The organism is Streptomyces akebiae, from assembly GCF_019599145.1.
GTDB lineage: Bacteria > Actinomycetota > Actinomycetes > Streptomycetales > Streptomycetaceae > Streptomyces > Streptomyces akebiae.
This window is the reverse complement of sequence record NZ_CP080647.1, coordinates 5,970,735-5,987,966: the sequence shown is the minus strand read 5'-3', so window position 1 is coordinate 5,987,966 and position 17,232 is coordinate 5,970,735. Positions and strand designations below refer to the sequence as shown.

12 protein-coding genes and 1 pseudogene are annotated in these 17,232 nt (G+C 71.6%); 2 read left to right on the top strand and 11 right to left on the bottom strand.

The window, feature by feature from the left end:
- Window positions 1–204 precede the first annotated feature (204 nt).
- The 11 genes and pseudogenes from K1J60_RS25905 to rsmI all read right to left on the bottom strand — a co-directional run bounded on the left by K1J60_RS25905 (window position 205) and on the right by rsmI (window position 13,196).
- Window positions 205–1,428, bottom strand: coding sequence for an ABC-F family ATP-binding cassette domain-containing protein (locus K1J60_RS25905; RefSeq protein WP_450167278.1), 1,224 nt, complete (start codon window positions 1,426–1,428; stop codon window positions 205–207).
- Window positions 1,429–1,599: 171 nt separating this feature from the next.
- Window positions 1,600–2,016 (bottom strand): annotated as a pseudogene (locus K1J60_RS47420) (ATP-binding cassette domain-containing protein); the annotation flags it as partial.
- A 334-nt stretch (window positions 2,017–2,350) separates the two neighbouring features.
- On the bottom strand, window positions 2,351–4,375 hold the full coding sequence (locus tag K1J60_RS25900; protein ID WP_259407917.1) for a sensor histidine kinase: 2,025 nt from the start codon (window positions 4,373–4,375) through the stop codon (window positions 2,351–2,353).
- Window positions 4,376–4,493: 118 nt separating this feature from the next.
- Window positions 4,494–5,273 carry an MHYT domain-containing protein gene (locus K1J60_RS25895; protein WP_220648276.1) on the bottom strand — a complete coding sequence of 260 codons (780 nt, stop codon included), beginning with the start codon at window positions 5,271–5,273 and terminating at the stop codon, window positions 4,494–4,496.
- Between the two features lie 230 nt (window positions 5,274–5,503).
- Window positions 5,504–6,880 (bottom strand): acyltransferase family protein, encoded by a 1,377-nt coding sequence (locus K1J60_RS25890; RefSeq protein ID WP_220648275.1) that lies wholly within the window; start codon window positions 6,878–6,880, stop codon window positions 5,504–5,506.
- A gap of 67 nt (window positions 6,881–6,947) precedes the next feature.
- On the bottom strand, window positions 6,948–7,862 hold the full coding sequence (locus K1J60_RS25885) for a 4-(cytidine 5'-diphospho)-2-C-methyl-D-erythritol kinase (RefSeq protein WP_220648274.1): 915 nt from the start codon (window positions 7,860–7,862) through the stop codon (window positions 6,948–6,950).
- Window positions 7,859–8,833, bottom strand: coding sequence for a 16S rRNA (adenine(1518)-N(6)/adenine(1519)-N(6))-dimethyltransferase RsmA (gene rsmA / locus K1J60_RS25880; protein ID WP_259407916.1), 975 nt, complete (start codon window positions 8,831–8,833; stop codon window positions 7,859–7,861). The genes K1J60_RS25885 and rsmA overlap by 4 nt, the downstream gene beginning before the upstream one ends.
- Before the next feature lie 337 nt (window positions 8,834–9,170).
- Complete coding sequence (locus K1J60_RS25875; RefSeq protein WP_220648273.1) at window positions 9,171–10,484, bottom strand: resuscitation-promoting factor; 1,314 nt, start codon at window positions 10,482–10,484, stop codon at window positions 9,171–9,173.
- Window positions 10,485–10,639: 155 nt separating this feature from the next.
- A complete protein-coding gene (locus tag K1J60_RS25870) occupies window positions 10,640–11,515 on the bottom strand; it encodes a TatD family hydrolase (RefSeq protein ID WP_220648272.1) in 876 nt (291 codons plus the stop codon).
- Window positions 11,516–11,577: 62 nt separating this feature from the next.
- Window positions 11,578–11,982, bottom strand: coding sequence for a hypothetical protein (locus tag K1J60_RS25865; protein WP_220648271.1), 405 nt, complete (start codon window positions 11,980–11,982; stop codon window positions 11,578–11,580).
- A gap of 368 nt (window positions 11,983–12,350) precedes the next feature.
- Entirely contained in the window at window positions 12,351–13,196 is an 846-nt protein-coding gene (gene rsmI / locus K1J60_RS25860; RefSeq protein WP_220648270.1) for a 16S rRNA (cytidine(1402)-2'-O)-methyltransferase, read from the bottom strand.
- 225 nt (window positions 13,197–13,421) lie between these two features.
- Here rsmI and K1J60_RS25855 point away from each other — a divergent pair, with 225 nt between their 5' ends.
- Complete coding sequence (locus K1J60_RS25855; RefSeq protein ID WP_220648269.1) at window positions 13,422–15,161, top strand: dolichyl-phosphate-mannose--protein mannosyltransferase; 1,740 nt, start codon at window positions 13,422–13,424, stop codon at window positions 15,159–15,161.
- Between the two features lie 280 nt (window positions 15,162–15,441).
- On the top strand, window positions 15,442–17,076 hold the full coding sequence (locus K1J60_RS25850; protein WP_220648268.1) for a penicillin-binding transpeptidase domain-containing protein: 1,635 nt from the start codon (window positions 15,442–15,444) through the stop codon (window positions 17,074–17,076).
- Window positions 17,077–17,232 lie beyond the last annotated feature (156 nt).

Here is a 17,232-nt window from a genome sequence, read left to right as displayed (position 1 = left end):
GGTATCGCTTCTCAGACTGTTCTCAGACGGCTCTTTCTATCACTGCGACGCGCTCGCACATGGGGCCGGTCGCTCCCCTGTTCCCAAGGGAGAACCGGCCCGTGATGCCCCCGTTACGCTCCTTCACGCCCCCTTCACGGGACGCGCGCGAGGCCTTGGCCTCGCACACCAGCCCCAACGACGGGTGGCCGCCCGGCTCGACCGCTACGCGTCATCCGCCAGTTCAAGCCACCGCATCTCCAGCTCTTCCTTCTCCCCGAGCAACGCCCTCAACTCGGCGTCCAACTCCCCCACCTTCGAGAAGTCCGTCGCGTTCTCGGCAATCCGCGCATGCAACTTCGCCTCCTTCTCGGAGACCTTGTCCAACTGCCGCTCGATCTTCTGGAGTTCCTTCTTCGTGGCGCGGGTGTCGGCGGCACTCTTCTGCGCGGCGTCGGCAGCGGGCTTCACGGCGACCCCGGCGGCCGCGGCAGCTGCCTCCTCCATGGCGTGGCGCCGCTCGATGTACTCGTCGATCCCCCGCGGCAGCATCCGCAGCGCCGCGTCACCGAGCAGCGCGAACACCCTGTCCGTCGTCCGCTCGATGAAGAACCGGTCGTGGGAGATCACGATCATCGACCCGGGCCATCCGTCGAGCAGGTCCTCCAGCTGCGTGAGCGTCTCGATGTCGAGGTCGTTCGTCGGCTCGTCCAGGAAGAGGACGTTGGGCTCGTCCATCAGCAGTCGCAGCACCTGGAGCCGTCGCCGCTCACCACCGCTGAGGTCGCCGACCGGCGTCCACTGCTTCTCCTTGTTGAACCCGAAGGTCTCGCAGAGCTGCCCGGCCGTCATCTCGCGCCCCTTGCCGAGGTCGACGCGGTCGCGGATCTGCTGCACGGCCTGGAGGACCCGCAGGTTCGGGTCCAGCTCGGCGACCTCCTGGGAGAGGTACGCGAGCTTGACCGTCTTGCCGGTGGTGACCCGCCCGGCGGCCGGCTGCTTCTCCCCCTCGCTGCGCGCGGCGTCCGCCATGGCCCGCAGCAGGGAGGTCTTGCCGGCGCCGTTGACGCCGACGAGGCCGATCCGGTCGCCGGGACCGAGCTGCCAGGTCAGATGCTTCAGCAGCACCTTCGGACCGGCCTGCACGGTGACGTTCTCCAGGTCGAACACGGTCTTGCCCAGCCGGGTCGACGCGAACTTCATCAGCTCGCTGGTGTCGCGCGGCGGCGGTACGTCCGCGATCAGCTCGTTGGCCGCCTCGACGCGGAAGCGCGGCTTCGACGTACGGGCGGGGGCGCCGCGCCGCAGCCAGGCCAGCTCCTTGCGGACCAGGTTCTGCCGCTTGGTCTCCTCGGTGGCGGCGATCCGCTCGCGCTCGGCGCGGGCGAAGACGTAGTCGGAGTATCCGCCCTCGTACTCGAAGACCGAGCCCTTCTGCACGTCCCACATCCGGGTGCACACCTGGTCCAGGAACCACCGGTCGTGGGTGACGCAGACGAGGGCGGAGCGACGTTCCCGCAGGTGGTTCGCGAGCCAGGAGATGCCTTCCACGTCCAGGTGGTTGGTGGGCTCGTCGAGGACGATCAGGTCCTGCTCCTCGATGAGCAGCTTGGCGAGCGCGATGCGCCGCCGCTCACCGCCGGAGAGCGGGCCGATGACGGTGTCGAGCCCCTGGGGGAACCCCGGGAGGTCGAGCCCGCCGAAGAGCCCCGTCAGCACGTCCCTGATCTTGGCGTTGCCCGCCCACTCGTGGTCGGCCAGGTCCCGGATGACCTCGTGCCGGACGGTGGCGGCGGGGTCGAGGGAGTCGTGCTGGGTGAGGACGCCGAGGTGGAGGCCGCCGGAGTGGGTGACCCGCCCGGTGTCGGCCTCCTCCAGCTTCGCGAGCATCCGGATCAGGGTGGTCTTGCCGTCCCCGTTCCGCCCCACGACGCCGATCCGGTCCCCTTCGGAGACGCCGAGCGAGACCCCGTCGAGCAGGGCACGGGTGCCGTACACCTTGCTGACGTTCTCGACATTGACCAGGTTGACGGCCATTACTCTCCTGCCACGGGGACGATCGACCCTCCAGGGTAGTCGGCGGGGCGTACGGGTGTGACGGGGCGGCGGGGGTCGCACGCTGGCGGCGGCCACGCCTGGTGAGCCTCTGTACGGGCTGGGTGCAAGGCGGTGGCCGGGTGCGGGTCCGGTGGGGCTTCTCGCGCAGTTCCCCGCGCCCCTGGGAAGCAGGGTCTGCGCCCCTCGCTTTTCGGGCCCCCACGCACCCACAGTCACCGATGTTGAGCGCCCCGGAGTCATTTGGCGTCGAATTGACAAGGCCGTGCGCCCCGGGGACATCACCACCCGGGGCGCACGGCAGTCCCGTGCGGCTCTACCGCTGCCGCTGTTGCTGCCGGATCCGCGCCGACGCCGGGGCCGACGCCGGGGCCGGGAAGTGGCCGTCGTCGGCCGGCTCCTGGTGGACGGGCATGTCGTCGCGGATCAGGTTCTCGGGGATGAAGACGGCCGCCGCGACGCCTCCGTCGGTCGACTGCCGCAGTTCGACGCGCAGACCCTGACGGTCGGCGAGCCGGTTCACCACGAACAGGCCGATCTGCTTGGCGTCGAGGAGGTCGACCTTCTCCGACCGGAGCTTGCGGTTGGCCTCGGCCATCGCCTCCTCGTTCATGCCGAAGCCGCTGTCCTCGACCTCGATGAGGATGCCGTCGCGCAGCCGGGCCGCGCGCAGCTGGACCTTGGTGGAGGGCGGGGAGAACGCGGCGGCGTTCTCGACGAGTTCGGCGAGCAGATGGATGACGTCGGCGACGGAGCCGCCGTTCAGCGACACCTTCGGTACGGCCCACACCTGGATCCGGGTCGCGTCCTCGATCTCGGCGACGGCGGCCCGCAGGACGTCCGTCAGCGCGATCGGGTCGCGCCAGCCCCGGCCGGGCGCGATGCCCGACAGGATGAGCAGCGACTCGGAGTGGCGCCGCATCCGGGTGGCGAGGTAGTCGATCCGGTACAGGTCGTACAGCTCGGCGTCGTTCTGCTGTTCCCGCTGGCGCTGCTCCATGACGCCGAGCAGGTCGAGCTGGCGGTGGAGGAGCACCTGGCTGCGGCGGGCGAGGCTGACGTACACCCCGGAGATGCCGCTGAGGAGTTCGGCCCGCTCGGACGCCGCCTTGAGCGCGGCCCGCTGCACGGCCGTCAACGCGGTGCCCACCTGCGCGAGTTCGTCACCGGCGAGCCGTCGCATCGGGGCCTCGGCGTCGATGTCGACGCCCTGCCCGGCGTGCAGCTTGCGCATCGCCTGCGGCAGCCGGCGCCCGGCGACCTCCAGGGCGGAGTTGCGCAGGTCGAGGAGTTCGACGATGAGGCCGCGCCCGACGCCCACGGAGACCAGCAGCGACAGGAGCACACCGGCGAGGCCGAGGACGACGGCGACGCCGGACGCGCCGAGCGTGTCCCAGCCGAAGACGTCCGCCTTGGCCGCCGCGCCCGTTCCCGCGTCCTCCTCGGCCGCGGCCAGGCCCTTCAGCACGGCCGCCGAGGAGGCGTCCCAGTCCTGCAGCACGGCCGCGGACACCGGTCCCGCCCCGGCGTCGGTCACCCCGTCCTCGACCTTGACGAGGGCGGCGTAACTGTCGCCGTCCAGCAGCACGTCGTAGGCGGGCCGGTGCTCGGCCTTGAGGTCGGCGACGGCCGGCCTCAGCAGCTCGCGCTGGGTGGCGACGGCGCCGACGAACCGCGCGTACTGCTCCTTGCTCAGCGTCCCGGACGCGGTGGCGGCGGCCAGCAGTGCCTGCTCGCGGGCCACGGCGTCCCGGACCCGGGAGAGTTCGAGGACGACCCGCGCCTCGGAGGTCGCGTCGGTGCCCTTCTCGCTGGTGAGCGCGCCCGTCACGGCGAAGGCGTGGTCGATGACGGTGGAGTACTCGGTGTACGCCGTCGACACCGCGTCCCGCGTACCCGAGCCGGTGGTGCCCGCGCGCAGGGCGGCGAGGTCGCTGAAGTCGGCTTCCAGGGTCTCCAGGCGGTCGGGCAGCCCCGCGTCGATGAGGGCGGCGTCCGAACTGGAGGAGCTGATGCCCGCGCGGAGCGCCGTCACGGTCTTGTCGGTGGTCTGCTGATCGGCCCTCAGGTTGTCGAGACCCGTCTCGGTGCGCCTGGCGGCGTACCGCATGGCGGCCGTCCGCTCGCCCTGCAGCGCGGTCACGAACTCGGCGACCGGCGCCAGCAGTTCGCTGTTGACGTCCTTGGCCCGCTCGGTGTCGCCGATGACGGCCACGGTCGTCACGGCGGCGTAGCTCCACAGCGCCATCAACGACACGACGGGCAGCATCAACAGGGCGACGATCTTCGCCCGCACGGATCTGGGGCGCAGCAGGCGGGTGGTTGCACGGAAGATTTTCACTGGCGACCTCGCTAGGGGAGGGAGGATCGAGCGCCCCGTCAGGGGCGCGGGGAACTGCGCGACCAGCCCCCACGGGCCCGCAGGTCAAAACGGCGCTCGTGGCGGGGCGCGCACGCGCTCACGCCGTCGACAGCTCGACCTCACGCAACAGTTCGTCGGCGAACGAGGACTCCGCCCGCTTCCCCGTCGGCGACAACGCCACGTACGCCGAGGTCAGGAAGAGGAACGACCCCAGCAGCACGGCCAGCGGGAACAGGAACTCCGTGGCCGTCGCCCCCGCCAACCGCGCGGTGCTGGGCGTGAGATCGATGGTCACGGCGTACATCGCGGTGTAGTGCATGCCGCTCACCGCGAGCCCCATCACGAGCGCGGCGACCGCGGCGAGCACGCCCCCGCGCACGACCAGCGTCAGCGCCAGCGCGGCGGTGGCGGCGACGACGGCGATCACCACGGAGGCGATGACCAGGGACGGGTCGTAGCCGATCTCGCCGTGCAGGTTGAGCGCGGCCATGCCGGTGTAGTGCATCGCGGCCACGCCGAGGCCGGTACCGAGGCCGCCGAAGGCCACGGCGCGGATCCGGGAGCGGCCGTAACCGGCGGTGAAGACACCGGCGCCGACCGCGGCGATCGCCATGACCAGGCTGAGAACGGTCATCGGGACGTCGTAGCGGATCGAGGTGCCCCGCACGCCGAAGCCCATCAGCGCGACGAGGTGCATGGTCCAGATGCCCGAGCCGATCGCGAACGACGCCAGCGTGAGCCAGTTCCGCTTGGAGGCGCCCTCGGCCTCAAGTGCCCTCACGGTGCAGCACAGTCCGAGCGCGAAGCCGACGCAGGCCATGACGAAGGAGAGGACGGGGGTGACCCATCCGGCGCTGAAGTGGTCGATGTGTCCCATGAGGAACCCCTCTCGCCCGCCGCGGGGACGACACCCCGCACACGGGAAGTACCGCCGGTAGCGAGGCACCGGGGATCGAGATCATGCCACCCGAGAATGACCGGCATATCGCCCGAAGCGGACCAGAAGGGAATTCCGTGAACATTAAAATACTGTGGCATGGGTTACAAACCGAAGGGTTTGTCAGACCAATGCGTGACCTGCACATTCCCTCCACCGGACCACTCGGGTCAGGCGCTTGACCGTGTGCCGCGACCAATGAGTTCCACCAGCGACCACCCGGCGAGCGTCATGACCACGGCCACCGGAGCACTGACCTGGACGGCGATCAACAGGGCCGTACGCCCCTCGAACAGCCCGCCGAATCCGACCATGGACAGCCCCAGCACCCCGAACAGACACAGGGTCACCCCGAGGGCGGCAACCGGTCCGGAATACGCCTCCGACCTGCTGGAACGGCTCGGCCGGGACGGCCGCGAGGGGCGGGCCGCAGGCCGTTCGAAGCTCCGGAAGGCGGCGACGAGAACCGCCGTGAGGACCGCCGCGAACGCGATCCGCAGGGGCAGTTGGGCCCACCAGGCACCCGTCGCGGGCGTGGGCAGGTCGACATCCAGGGCGAGCAGTACGCCGTACACCCCGAGCATGGCCGAAAGATGCCACAGGAACGCGGTCATCGAGATGCCGTTGGCCGCCACGACCGTCCGCCACACCTTCGGCCGCTCCAGCCACCGCGCGACCGGCCCGCGCACCCACTCCACCGCGCCGACCAGCCACAGCCCGTGGCACAGCAGCGCGAAGGTCGGCGGCGCCATGTTCGACACCTTCTCGCCCGGCATCCCGACCATCGACAGCGGATACGGCCCGTACGCCACCAGCAGCGCGGCCCCCGCGAGCCCGGCGCCGGCGAGCAGATACGGCCGTGTCAGCCGCCCGTCGGCCCGCAGGAAGCCCAGTTGGTGGATCGCGAGCCACACGAAGGCGAAGTTGAGGAACTCCACGAACGGCACGCCGAGCGCGAAGCGCGACACGTCCACGAGCGCGGCGGCCGCGACCAGCCCCGCGAACGCGCCCCACCCCCATCGCTCGTGCAGCCGCAGCAGCGGCGGGGTGAAGGCGACCATCGCCAGATAGATCCCGATGAACCACAGCGGCTGCGCGACGAGCCGCAGCGCCACGTCGAGCAACCCGCCGCCCTGTCCCGCGAGATGGAGGAGCACGGCGGCGGCGCCCCACACCCCTATGAAGACCATGGTGGGCCGCAGCAGCCGCTGCAGGCGGGCCCGGAGGAAGGCGGGATAGACGGAACCGCCGTCCGACGCCTTCCGGCTGAGCGAGCGGTAGGAGAGGGCGTGCGAGAAGCCGCCGACGAAGAAGAACACCGGCATGATCTGCAGGGCCCAGGTGAGGATCTGCAGCCGCGGCTCGACGGCGAGCAGGTTGCCCACCTCGACCCCGCCGCCGTCCCCGGTGGTCACGGCCGCCATCAGCCAGTGGCCGAGGACGACGGTGCCGAGGGAGGCGACGCGGAGCAGATCGACGTACCGGTCCCTGGTGGCCGGGGTGGCGGCGGCGAGTTCTCTCGCGCCCACGCTCGCGATGACGGTCATGGGAGTACGGTCGCGCGGGCGGCCGGGCGGGCGGCAGCGCTCCCGTACTCAACTCACCTCTGAGTACCTACGGTTGTCGCCCCTGGACCACGGTCGCCCCCGGCGCGGGCGAGGCGGCCACCCGCGCGGACGCGCACGTACCGGACGCGAGGAGACCCTCGGCGACGGCACGGGCCGACTCGGCGTCCCGGGCGAGGAAGGCCGTGGTCGGGCCCGAGCCGGAGACGAGCGCGGCGAGCGCGCCGGCCGCACGGCCCTCGGCGAGCGTGTCGGCCAGCTTCGGGAACAGCGAGAGGGCCGCGGGCTGGAGGCCGTTGGAGCCCGGCAGGAACGCGGCGAGCGCGTCCACGTCACCCTTGGCGAGCGCGTCGAGCAGCACCTGGGAGGCGACGGGCTCGGGCACGACGTCGTGCTCGTGGAGCCGGTCGAACTCGCGGTAGACGGCGGGCGTGGAGAGACCGCCGTCGGCGACGGCGAACACCCAGTGGAAGACCCCGCCCACGTCGAGGGGTCGCAGCCGCTCCCCGCGCCCCGTCCCGAGGGCGGCCCCGCCCACCAGACTGAACGGCACATCGCTGCCCAACTCGGCGCAGATGTCGAGGAGTTCGCCGCGCGAGGCGTTCGTGCCCCACAGCGTGTCGCAGGCCAGCAGCGCACCGGCCGCGTCCGCGCTGCCGCCGGCCATACCGCCGGCGACGGGGATGTCCTTGACGATGTGCAGATGGACGGCGGGCTCGATCCCGTGCCGTTCCGCGAGCGCGAGCGCGGCGCGGGCGGCGAGGTTGCTCCGGTCCAGGGGCACCTGGCCGGCGCCGGGGCCCTCGCAGGTGACGGTCAGTTCGTCGGCGGGGGTGGCGGTGACCTCGTCGTACAGCCCGACGGCGAGGAAGACGTTGGCCAGGTCGTGGAACCCGTCGGGCCGGGCACCGCCGACCGCGAGCTGCACATTGACCTTGGCGGGAACGCGAACGGTGACGCTCACGACTGACGGGACTCCTCGTGGTGGGCCTTGTGGTCGGCCTCTTGGTGGGCCTTGTGGTCGGCCTCTTGGTGGGCCTTGTCGTCGGCCTCTTGGTGGGCCTTGTCGTCGGTCGTGACGCGGTTCTCGGCGATGGCCGCGAACTCCTCGACCGTCAGGGACTCGCCGCGGGCCTGCGGGGAGACCCCGGCGGCGACGAGGGCGGCCTCGGCTGCGGCCGCGGAACCGGCCCACCCGGCGAGGGCGGCCCGCAGGGTCTTGCGCCGCTGGGCGAAGGCCGCGTCGACGACCGCGAACACGTCCCGCTTGTCGGCGGTGGTCTTGATCGGCTCCGTCCGGCGGATCAGGGAGACGAGCCCGCTGTCCACGTTCGGCGCAGGCCAGAAGACGTTGCGCCCGATCTTCCCGGCCCGTTTGACCTCCGCGTACCAGTTCGCCTTCACCGACGGCACGCCGTACACCCGCGAGCCCGGCCCGGCGGCGAGCCGGTCGGCGACCTCCGCCTGGACCATCACGAGGGTGCGCTCGATGGTCGGGAAGGTCTCGAGCATGTGCAGCAGCACGGGGACGGCGACGTTGTAGGGGAGGTTCGCGACGAGGGCGGTGGGGGCGGGGCCGGGAAGCTCCGTCACGTCCATCGCGTCCGAGTGGACGAGGGCGAAACGCCCGGCGCGGGTGGGCATGCGGGCGGCTATCGTCGCCGGCAGTGCGGCGGCGAGCACGTCGTCGATCTCGACGACCGTGACCCGGTCCGCCACCTCCAGCAGGGCGAGGGTGAGCGAACCGAGACCCGGGCCCACCTCGACGACGGTGTCCTCCGGGCGGACGTCCGCAGTCCGCACGATACGGCGGACCGTGTTCGCGTCGATCACGAAGTTCTGGCCGCGCTGCTTGGTCGGACGCACACCGAGGGCGGCGGCGAGTTCACGGACGTCGGCGGGGCCGAGGAGGGCGTCGGGGGAGGGGCTGCTCACGGCACCAGGGTACGGGGCGGGGGGCCGCGTCCGGTTCCTGGGCGCCTCAGGGCTCGGGGGTGCGGGTGCGTCGGCGGGGCGCCTCAGAGCTCGGGGGTGCGGGTGCGTCGGCGGGCGCGGGTCCGGTGGGGCTTCTCGCGCAGTTCCCCGCGCCCCTGAAAAGCAGGGGCTGCGCCCCGCGCTTTTCAGGCCCGCGGCCCCGCGGTCTTCCAGGCCCGCAGGGTCGGGGTCTTCCAGGCCCGCAGGGCCTGGTCTTTCAGGGGCGCGGGGAACTGCGCGAGAAGCCCCACTCACCCGCACCCGCCGACGAGACACGCACCCCGAGCCGCCAAGCGCCCTACCCCCGCAACCGCGCCCCGCAATGCGGCCAAGGACTCGCCCCCCGCTGGACGTACAACTTCTTCGCACGCATCGTCTGCTCCGCCGCCGACGCGTCCTGCGGCCTCCCGCTCCCACCGAGACTCCGCCAGGTCCGGGTGTCGAACTGATACAGCCCGCCGTACGTCCCGGAGGGATCGACCGCATGGGGCCGCCCTCCCGACTCGCACGCGGCGAGACCACCCCAGTTCAACCCCTCCGCCCCCGCCACGGACGTGGGCATCACCCTCGTCCCGACCTTCACGACCTGCTCCTGCGGCTCACGAACGACCTCGGCACGCACCAGCCTCGGCCGCTCCCGGACCCCGTTGACCGTCCGGAGCGCGTACGTGACCCGACGCACCCCCGGACGGCCGGCCCGCTCCACGACCTCGGTGCCCCGGAAGAGCGAGGGATCCTCGGTACGGCGCACCCGGAACGGAATCGGCGTCTCCCGGATCTCCTCGGATCCGGTCACCCGCAACACGGTCACCGTCTGCCCGTCCCGGGGGAAACTCGACCAGTGGACCGAGGTGGTGTCCTCCCCGCGCAGGGTGATCCCGGCCTGCTCCACGGCCTCCCCCACGGTCGCCGCGTTCGTACGGATCGTCCGCGTCCGCCCGTCCGCCATGATCGTGACAGTGCGCTCGGTGCGGACGTCCAGCTGCAGGCCCTCACGCCCGATCCGCCGGGAGCGCGAGGTCGACACGTACGCGCCCTCCGCACGCACCCCGAGCTGCTGCAGCGCCCCGTCCACCGTGTGGGCGGTCGTCCAGACCTTGCGCCGCTGCCCGTCGAGGGTGAGGGCGACGGGCCGCCCGTAGTGCACGGCGACCTCGTCCCCGCTGCTCAACGCCGTACCGGGGGCGGGCGCGACGACATCGTGCGCGCCGAGGGCGACCCCTTCGTCGGCGAGCAGTTCGGTGACGTCGTCGGCGAAGGTGTGCAGCGTGCGGGGCCGGCCGTCGACGGTCAGCTCGATCGCCTTGTCCTTCGCCACGAACGCGGAGGTGCCTCCCGCGAGGAAGGCAACGACCAGGGCCTGTGGCACCAGCCGCCGCAGCGAGCCGGACCGGTCGGCGGCCCGTCTGCGCCGCACGGCCCGCCGCGAGCCACTCCGGCCGCCCCCGCGAGCCGAGGCGTCCACCCCGTCCGGACCCTCGCGCCCTCCCTGGGCCTCCCGGGCCTCCTGGACCTCCTGGGGGAGCCGATCCTCATAGGCGGGCCGATAGGTGTCCGCGTACCCCCCGCGGGGCAGCGTCTCGGCCTCGTACGGCGACTGCGCATTGCTCACGACGACACGCTCCAGAGGTGATCCGGGTCCGGGTCGGGCGACGTGAACCTAGCGGACTCCGGTCACCCTCCAAAGCAACGCGGTCACTCAGTGTCGCGACACGGGCCGCTGATCATCTTTTTGGGTCCCCCGGACGGCCGACGGAACGTGACCCGTCAGTAATCGAACGCCCTCGCCGTGTTCGCCGCGACCGCCGTCGCCAGCGCGTCCTCGTCGATGCCCCGCACCTCGGCCATCGCCCGGACCGTGACCGGAATGAGATACGGCGCGTTGGGCCGTCCGCGGTACGGCGCGGGCGTCAGGAAGGGCGCGTCGGTCTCCACCAGGACGAGTTCGAGGGGCGCGACGGCGAGGGCGTCGCGCAGCGGCTGGGCGTTCTTGAACGTCATGTTCCCGGCGAAGGACATGAAGTAGCCGTGCGCGGCGCAGACCGCCGCCATCTCCGCGTCGCCGGAGTAGCAGTGGAAGACGGTCCGCTCGGGCGCGCCCTCCTCCTTCAGGATCCGCAACACGTCGTCGTGGGCGTCACGGTCGTGGATGACCAGCGCCTTGCCGTGCCGTTTGGCGATCTCAATGTGCGCGCGGAACGACCGCTCCTGGGCGGCCTTGCCCTCGGGCCCGGTCCTGAAGTAGTCGAGCCCCGTCTCCCCGACGCCCTTGACCTGCGGCAACGCGGCCAGCCGGTCGATCTCGGCGAGAGCGTCGTCGAGCGCCGCGTCCCCGCCGGGCGTCCGCGCGCCCTGCCGGGACCAGCCGTCCGGGTCGCCGTGGACGATGCGCGGCGCCTCGTTCGGGTGCAGCGCGACGGTCGCGTGCACGGCCTCGTACCGCTCGGCCGTCTCGGCGGCCCAGCGCGAGCCCTTGATGTCACAGCCGACCTGGACGACCGTCGTCACCCCCACGGAGGCGGCCTTCGCAAGGCCCTCCTCGACGGTGCCGGACTGCATGTCCAGATGGGTGTGCGCATCGGCGACCGGCACCCGGAGGGGTTCGGGGAGCGGGGGCGCGGCGTTCTTGTCGTTCGAGGGCATGCCCCGATCCTACGAATCGCACGATCGGGGCATGCCCCACAGGCTCGCTGAGCGGGGGAGGGTCAGCTCGCCTTGCGGTGGAACGGGTGCAGGAGGTCGGACAGGTGCCAGTGGTGGTCCTCCGCGGGCTCCGCCGCTTCCGGGGTGTCGGTGTCCGCCACCACGCGGGGCTTCGGCAGGTGCCGTCGACGCTCGGCGTCCAGCGCCGACGACACCTGCCCCGCCCGCATGATCCGGACGACATGACCGTCGCAGTTCTGGCACGTGGGCCGGGACAGCGGGGACGGCACGACCGTGCCGTCGGCCACGTACATCACGAAGTCGCGCCCCTGGGCGTCGTTGTGGTGCTCTATCTCGTACGACTGCTCCCAGCCGTGCCCGCACCGCATGCAGGCGAACGCGTACGACTCGTGAACGACGGCGGTGGCGGTGTCGCGCAGCACTGCGCGCTCTGCGATCTCGGTCATTGCCAGCTCCTCTGGTCCGCTGGACGGTGGGGACGTGACGTGTACGTCCTCACCACCCAGTTGACGCCCTGGCGGACCTGGAGGGCACCCCATCTGCCGACTGTTGAAGGGCATTTGGCCTCCCCTTGTGCGAAGCCCGTCGATACGAGGGCCGCCCTTTGCGCAGCTTTACCCGGGCATGGGCTGGGCACCGCGGAGACCACGGAGACTTCGGAAGGGGGATCTCAGGCCCGCGGGGCCTGAAGCCCTTCAGGGGCGCGGGGAACTGCGCGAGAAGCCCCACACCCACCCGCACTCCCACCCACCCGCACTCCCACCGACTCGCCCCCCTGACGAGACCGGCCCCCCGACACCGAGGCGCCCGGCCCTTACTCCGCCCTCTTCGCCGCCACCACCGCGTCGAACACCTCCCGCTTCGGCACCCCGGCCTCCACCGCCACCGCGGCGATCGCCTCCTTGCGCCGCTCCCCCGCCTCCTCCCGCACCCGGACCCGCCGCACCAACTCCTCGGCGTCCAGCTCCTCCGGCCCCCGCTCCGGCGCCCCCTCGACCACCACGGTGATCTCCCCGCGCACACCGGCCGCCGCCCACTCGGCCAGCTCCCCGAGCGGCCCCCGCTTGACCTCCTCGTACGTCTTGGTCAGCTCGCGGCACACGGCGGCCCGCCGCCCCGCGCCGAAGACCTCGGCCATCGCCGCGAGGGTGGCGTCCAGGCGGTGGGGCGCCTCGAAGTACACGAGGGTGCGCCGCTCCTGCGCGACCTCGCGCAGCCGGGCGAGCCGTTCCCCGGCCTTGCGCGGCGGGAACCCCTCGAAGCAGAACCGGTCGACGGGCAGCCCGGACAGCGCGAGGGCCGTCAGGACGGCCGAGGGCCCGGGTACGGCGGTGACCCGGATGTCCTTCTCCACGGCGGCGGCGACCAGCCGGTACCCGGGGTCGGAGACCGACGGCATCCCCGCGTCGGTGACCAGCAGCACCCGGGCACCGCCCACCAGCGCCTCGACGAGTTCCGGCGTACGCGCGGCCTCGTTGCCCTCGAAGTAGGAGACGATCCGCCCGCCGGGCTGCACCCCCAGCGCCTGGGTGAGCCGCCGCAGCCGCCGCGTGTCCTCTGCGGCGACCACGTCCGCCCCGGCCAATTCCTCGGCGAGCCGGGGTGGCGCGTCCGCGATCTCACCAATGGGAGTACCTGCCAACACAAGGATTCCTGTCACACCCCCATCCTCCCAGCCACGCCGATGCCGGGGCGAAGCCGAGGGGCGGTCAGGGACACCGATGGCCCTGGACGGGGCGACGTCCCGAATGGGCGCCGGCAACCCCGCTGCCAGCCACGACCCGCCCCCGGCCGCCCCCGCCGCACGCGACCTCGCGTGACGAGGTCACCCGGCCACATCCTCATCCCACGGGACTCCCACAGCCGTGTTCCCTACGATGGCGCGGTGACCAGTACCGCGTCCTCCACGGACACCCGGCAGGACCAGGCCACCGAAGACCCGCGGCCGTCGTGGCAGCACCGCCTGCGCCGTTTCGGCTACACGGCACCGCCGAGAAGCGACGTCCGCAGCCGACTGGTGCCCCCGTACACCCGCCCCAGCGCGCGCTTCTGGGCCGTCCTCGGGGTGCGCGAGGAGGTCGCGAACCGCCTCGTCCGCTGGTCGGCCTGGGGCGGCCCCCTGCTGGTCACGCTGGTCGCCGGGCTGATGCGGTTCCACAACCTGGGCAGCCCCAAGGCGGTGATATTCGACGAGACGTACTACGCGAAGGACGCGTGGGCGATCGTCCACCGCGGTTACGAGGTCAACTGGGCCAAGAACGCCAACGAGCTGATCCTCCGGAACGACGGGAACGTCCCGATCCCGACGGACGCGGCGTACGTCGTGCACCCGCCCGTCGGCAAGTACGTGATCGGCCTGGGCGAGCTGATGTTCGGCTTCAACCCGTTCGGCTGGCGCTTCATGACCGCCCTGCTCGGCACGCTCTCCGTCCTGACGCTGTGCCGTATCGGCCGCCGCATCTTCCGCTCGACGTTCCTCGGCTGTCTCGCGGGCGGCCTGATGGCGGTCGACGGCCTGCACTTCGTGATGAGCCGCACGGCGCTGCTGGACCAGGTGCTGATGTTCTTCGTCCTGGCCGCGTTCGGCTGCCTGGTCATCGACCGGGACAAGGCACGCCGACGCCTGGCCGAGGCCCTCCCCCCGGACGGCGACGGAGTCGTACGCCCCAACTCCCTCGTCGCCGAGACCACCCGCCTGGGCTGGCGCCCCTACCGCTTGCTGGCCGGCCTCTGCCTGGGCCTGGCGCTCGGCACGAAGTGGAACGCCCTGTACTTCATGGTGTTCTTCGGGATCATGACGGTGCTCTGGGACTACGCGGCCCGCAAGGTCGCCGGCGCCCGTCAGCCGCTGATCGCGACGCTCCAGCGCGACCTGGGCCTGGCGTTCCTCTCCACGGTCCCGGTCATGATCGTCACGTATCTGGTCTCCTGGACGGGCTGGATCCTCTCCCCGGACGACGGCAGCGGCGGCTACTACCGCGACTGGGCCGCGACCGAGGGCAAGGGCGGCTGGTTCAGCTGGCTGCCGGACTGGCTGCGCAGCCTGTGGCACTACGAGCACGCGGTCTACGAGTTCCACGTCGGCCTGTCGTCCCCGCACACGTACCAGTCGAACCCGTGGAGCTGGATCGTCCTCGGCCGCCCGGTCTCGTACTTCTACGAGTCCCCGTCCCCCGGCAACGACGGCTGCCCGGCGGACACCGCCGACAAGTGCGCCCGCGAGGTCCTGGCCATCGGCACGCCCCTCCTCTGGTGGGCCGCCGCCGTCGCCGTCCTCTACGTCCTGTGGCGCTGGTTCTTCCGCCGCGACTGGCGCGCCGGCGCGATCGCCTGCGGCATCGCCGCCGGCTACCTCCCCTGGTTCCTCTACCAGGAACGCACGATCTTCTTCTTCTACGCCGTCGTCTTCCTCCCCTTCCTCTGCCTCGCCGTCACCATGCTGATCGGCGCCGTCCTCGGCCCCCCGGGCGCCCCGGAACGCCGCCGCGTAGCCGGCGCGGCAGCCGCCGGCGTCCTGGTCCTCCTCATCGCCTGGAACTTCATCTACTTCTGGCCCCTGTACACGGGCCAGCCGATCCCCATCGACAACTGGCGCTCGCGGATGTGGATGGACACCTGGGTCTGACACCTGGGTCTCAAGCCTGGTCTCACACCTGGGTCCAGCGGTCGCCCGCGCCTGCGGCCACGTGCCCAGGCGTGGCCGGATTCCGGGTCGTGGTGGCCTGAATCCGGTTCAGTGGGTGCCCTGGGCTAACAATCAGGGCACACACAGGAAGCATTTTTCCCACGCGTTACTCCCCCGTGTTTACAGTGAGCCTCGGCAAGCGGTTTCTGAACGTGTTCAAAGACGCGTTCGGGGCCGGACGGGAAAGCCACTACGGGGTAACGGGGAAGGGGAACGCGTCATGCGCAAGGGGGTCAAGGTCGCCATAGTCGGCGGGGTGTTCGCCGCGATGGTCGGGGGCGCCGGGTACGGCGGGTACAACGTCGTGACCGCTCTCAACGGGGGCGGCGGGGGCGTCGAGAAGCGCACCGGGCCGCCCAGTGCGGACGAGGTGCGGGAGACCACGGAGAAGTTCTTCGCCGCCTGGGAGAAGGGCGACGCGACCACGGCGTCCTCGTACACGAACGACGCGGCGGCCGCGGGAGCCGTGTTCGGCAGCTTCGTCGACGCCGCACGGATCGCGGACGTCGAGATCGAGCCGGGCGAGCCCACCGGAGCCGGCGACCGGACCGTCCCGTACTCCGTCGCGGCCACGGTGTCGTACGACGGGAAGAGCAAGAAGCTCGCGTACAAGAGCCGACTGACCGTCGTGCGGGGGAAGACCACCGGGCGGGCCCTCATCGACTGGCGGCCGTCCGTCGTGCACCCCGAGCTGAAGGCCGGCGACACCCTGTTCACCGGGGAGGCGGCCGCGCCGCCCATCGAGGCCGTGGACCGGGACGGCAAGGTGCTGACCAAGGAGAAGTACCCCTCCCTCGGACCGATCCTCGACACCCTGCGCGAACGCTACGGCGCCGACGCGGGCGGCACCCCCGGAATCGAGCTGGGCATCCGCCACACCACCACGAACGCGGGCGACACCACGCTGCTGACCCTCGCCGAGGGCAAGGCGGGCAAGCTGCGGACCACCATCAGCGCCCGCACTCAGGCGGCGGCCGAGGCGGCGGTCGAGAAGTACGCCGAGTCGTCCGTGGTCGCGTTGCAGCCCAGCACCGGTGAGGTGCTGGCGGTCGCCAACCACCGCGAGGACGGCTTCAACGCCGCCTTCCAGGGCGAACTCCCGCCCGGCTCCACGATGAAGATCGTCACCGCCGCGATGCTCATCGACAACGGCGTGACCTCCATGAACGGCCCCGCCCCCTGCCCCGACACGGCCACCTGGCAGAGCCAGACCTTCAAGAACCTGCCGGGCCTGAAGGCCGACGAGACACCGAACGCCACGCTCGCCAACAGCTTCCAGCGGTCCTGCAACACGGCCTTCATCAAGCTGATCGACGAAAAGCCGCTGACGGACGCGTCGTTGACCGAGGAGGCGCAGGAGCGGTTCGGGATCGGCCGGGACGACTGGAAGACGGGCATCGCCTCCATGGACGGCAAGGTACCGCCGTCCGGCGGGCCGAACCGGGCCGCCAACGCCATCGGGCAGGGTGATGTGCTGATGAACCCGCTGAACATGGCGTCGGTGACGTCCACGGCGATCACGGGGCGGTTCCGGCAGCCGTATCTGGTGTCGCCCGAGCTGGACGACCGGAAGTTGGCCACGGCGGAGGGGTTGCGGGCCAGTACCGCGTCGCAGTTGAAGCAGATGATGAGGCTGACCGCGACGCAGGGGACCGCCGCGACCGTCATGGCCGATCTGAGCGGGGACATCGGGGCGAAGACCGGGTCCGCGGAGATCGACGGGCAGGCGGTGGCGGACAGTTGGTTCACCGGGTTCCGTGGGGATGTGGCCGCGGCGGCGATGTCGGAGGGGGGTGGCCGTGGTGGGGAGGCGGCTGGGCCGATCGTGGTGGATGTGCTGAAGGCCGGGGGGTGAGTGTGACCCGGTCACAGGGACTGGGGGGTGAGTGTGACCCGGTCACAGGGACTGGGCGGGTGCGGGTCCGGGTCGCGCCGTAGAGGGTGCGGTTCGTTGCGGGGTGCGGGTGGGTGGGGCTTCTCGCGCAGTTCCCCGCGCCCCTGAAAAGCAGGG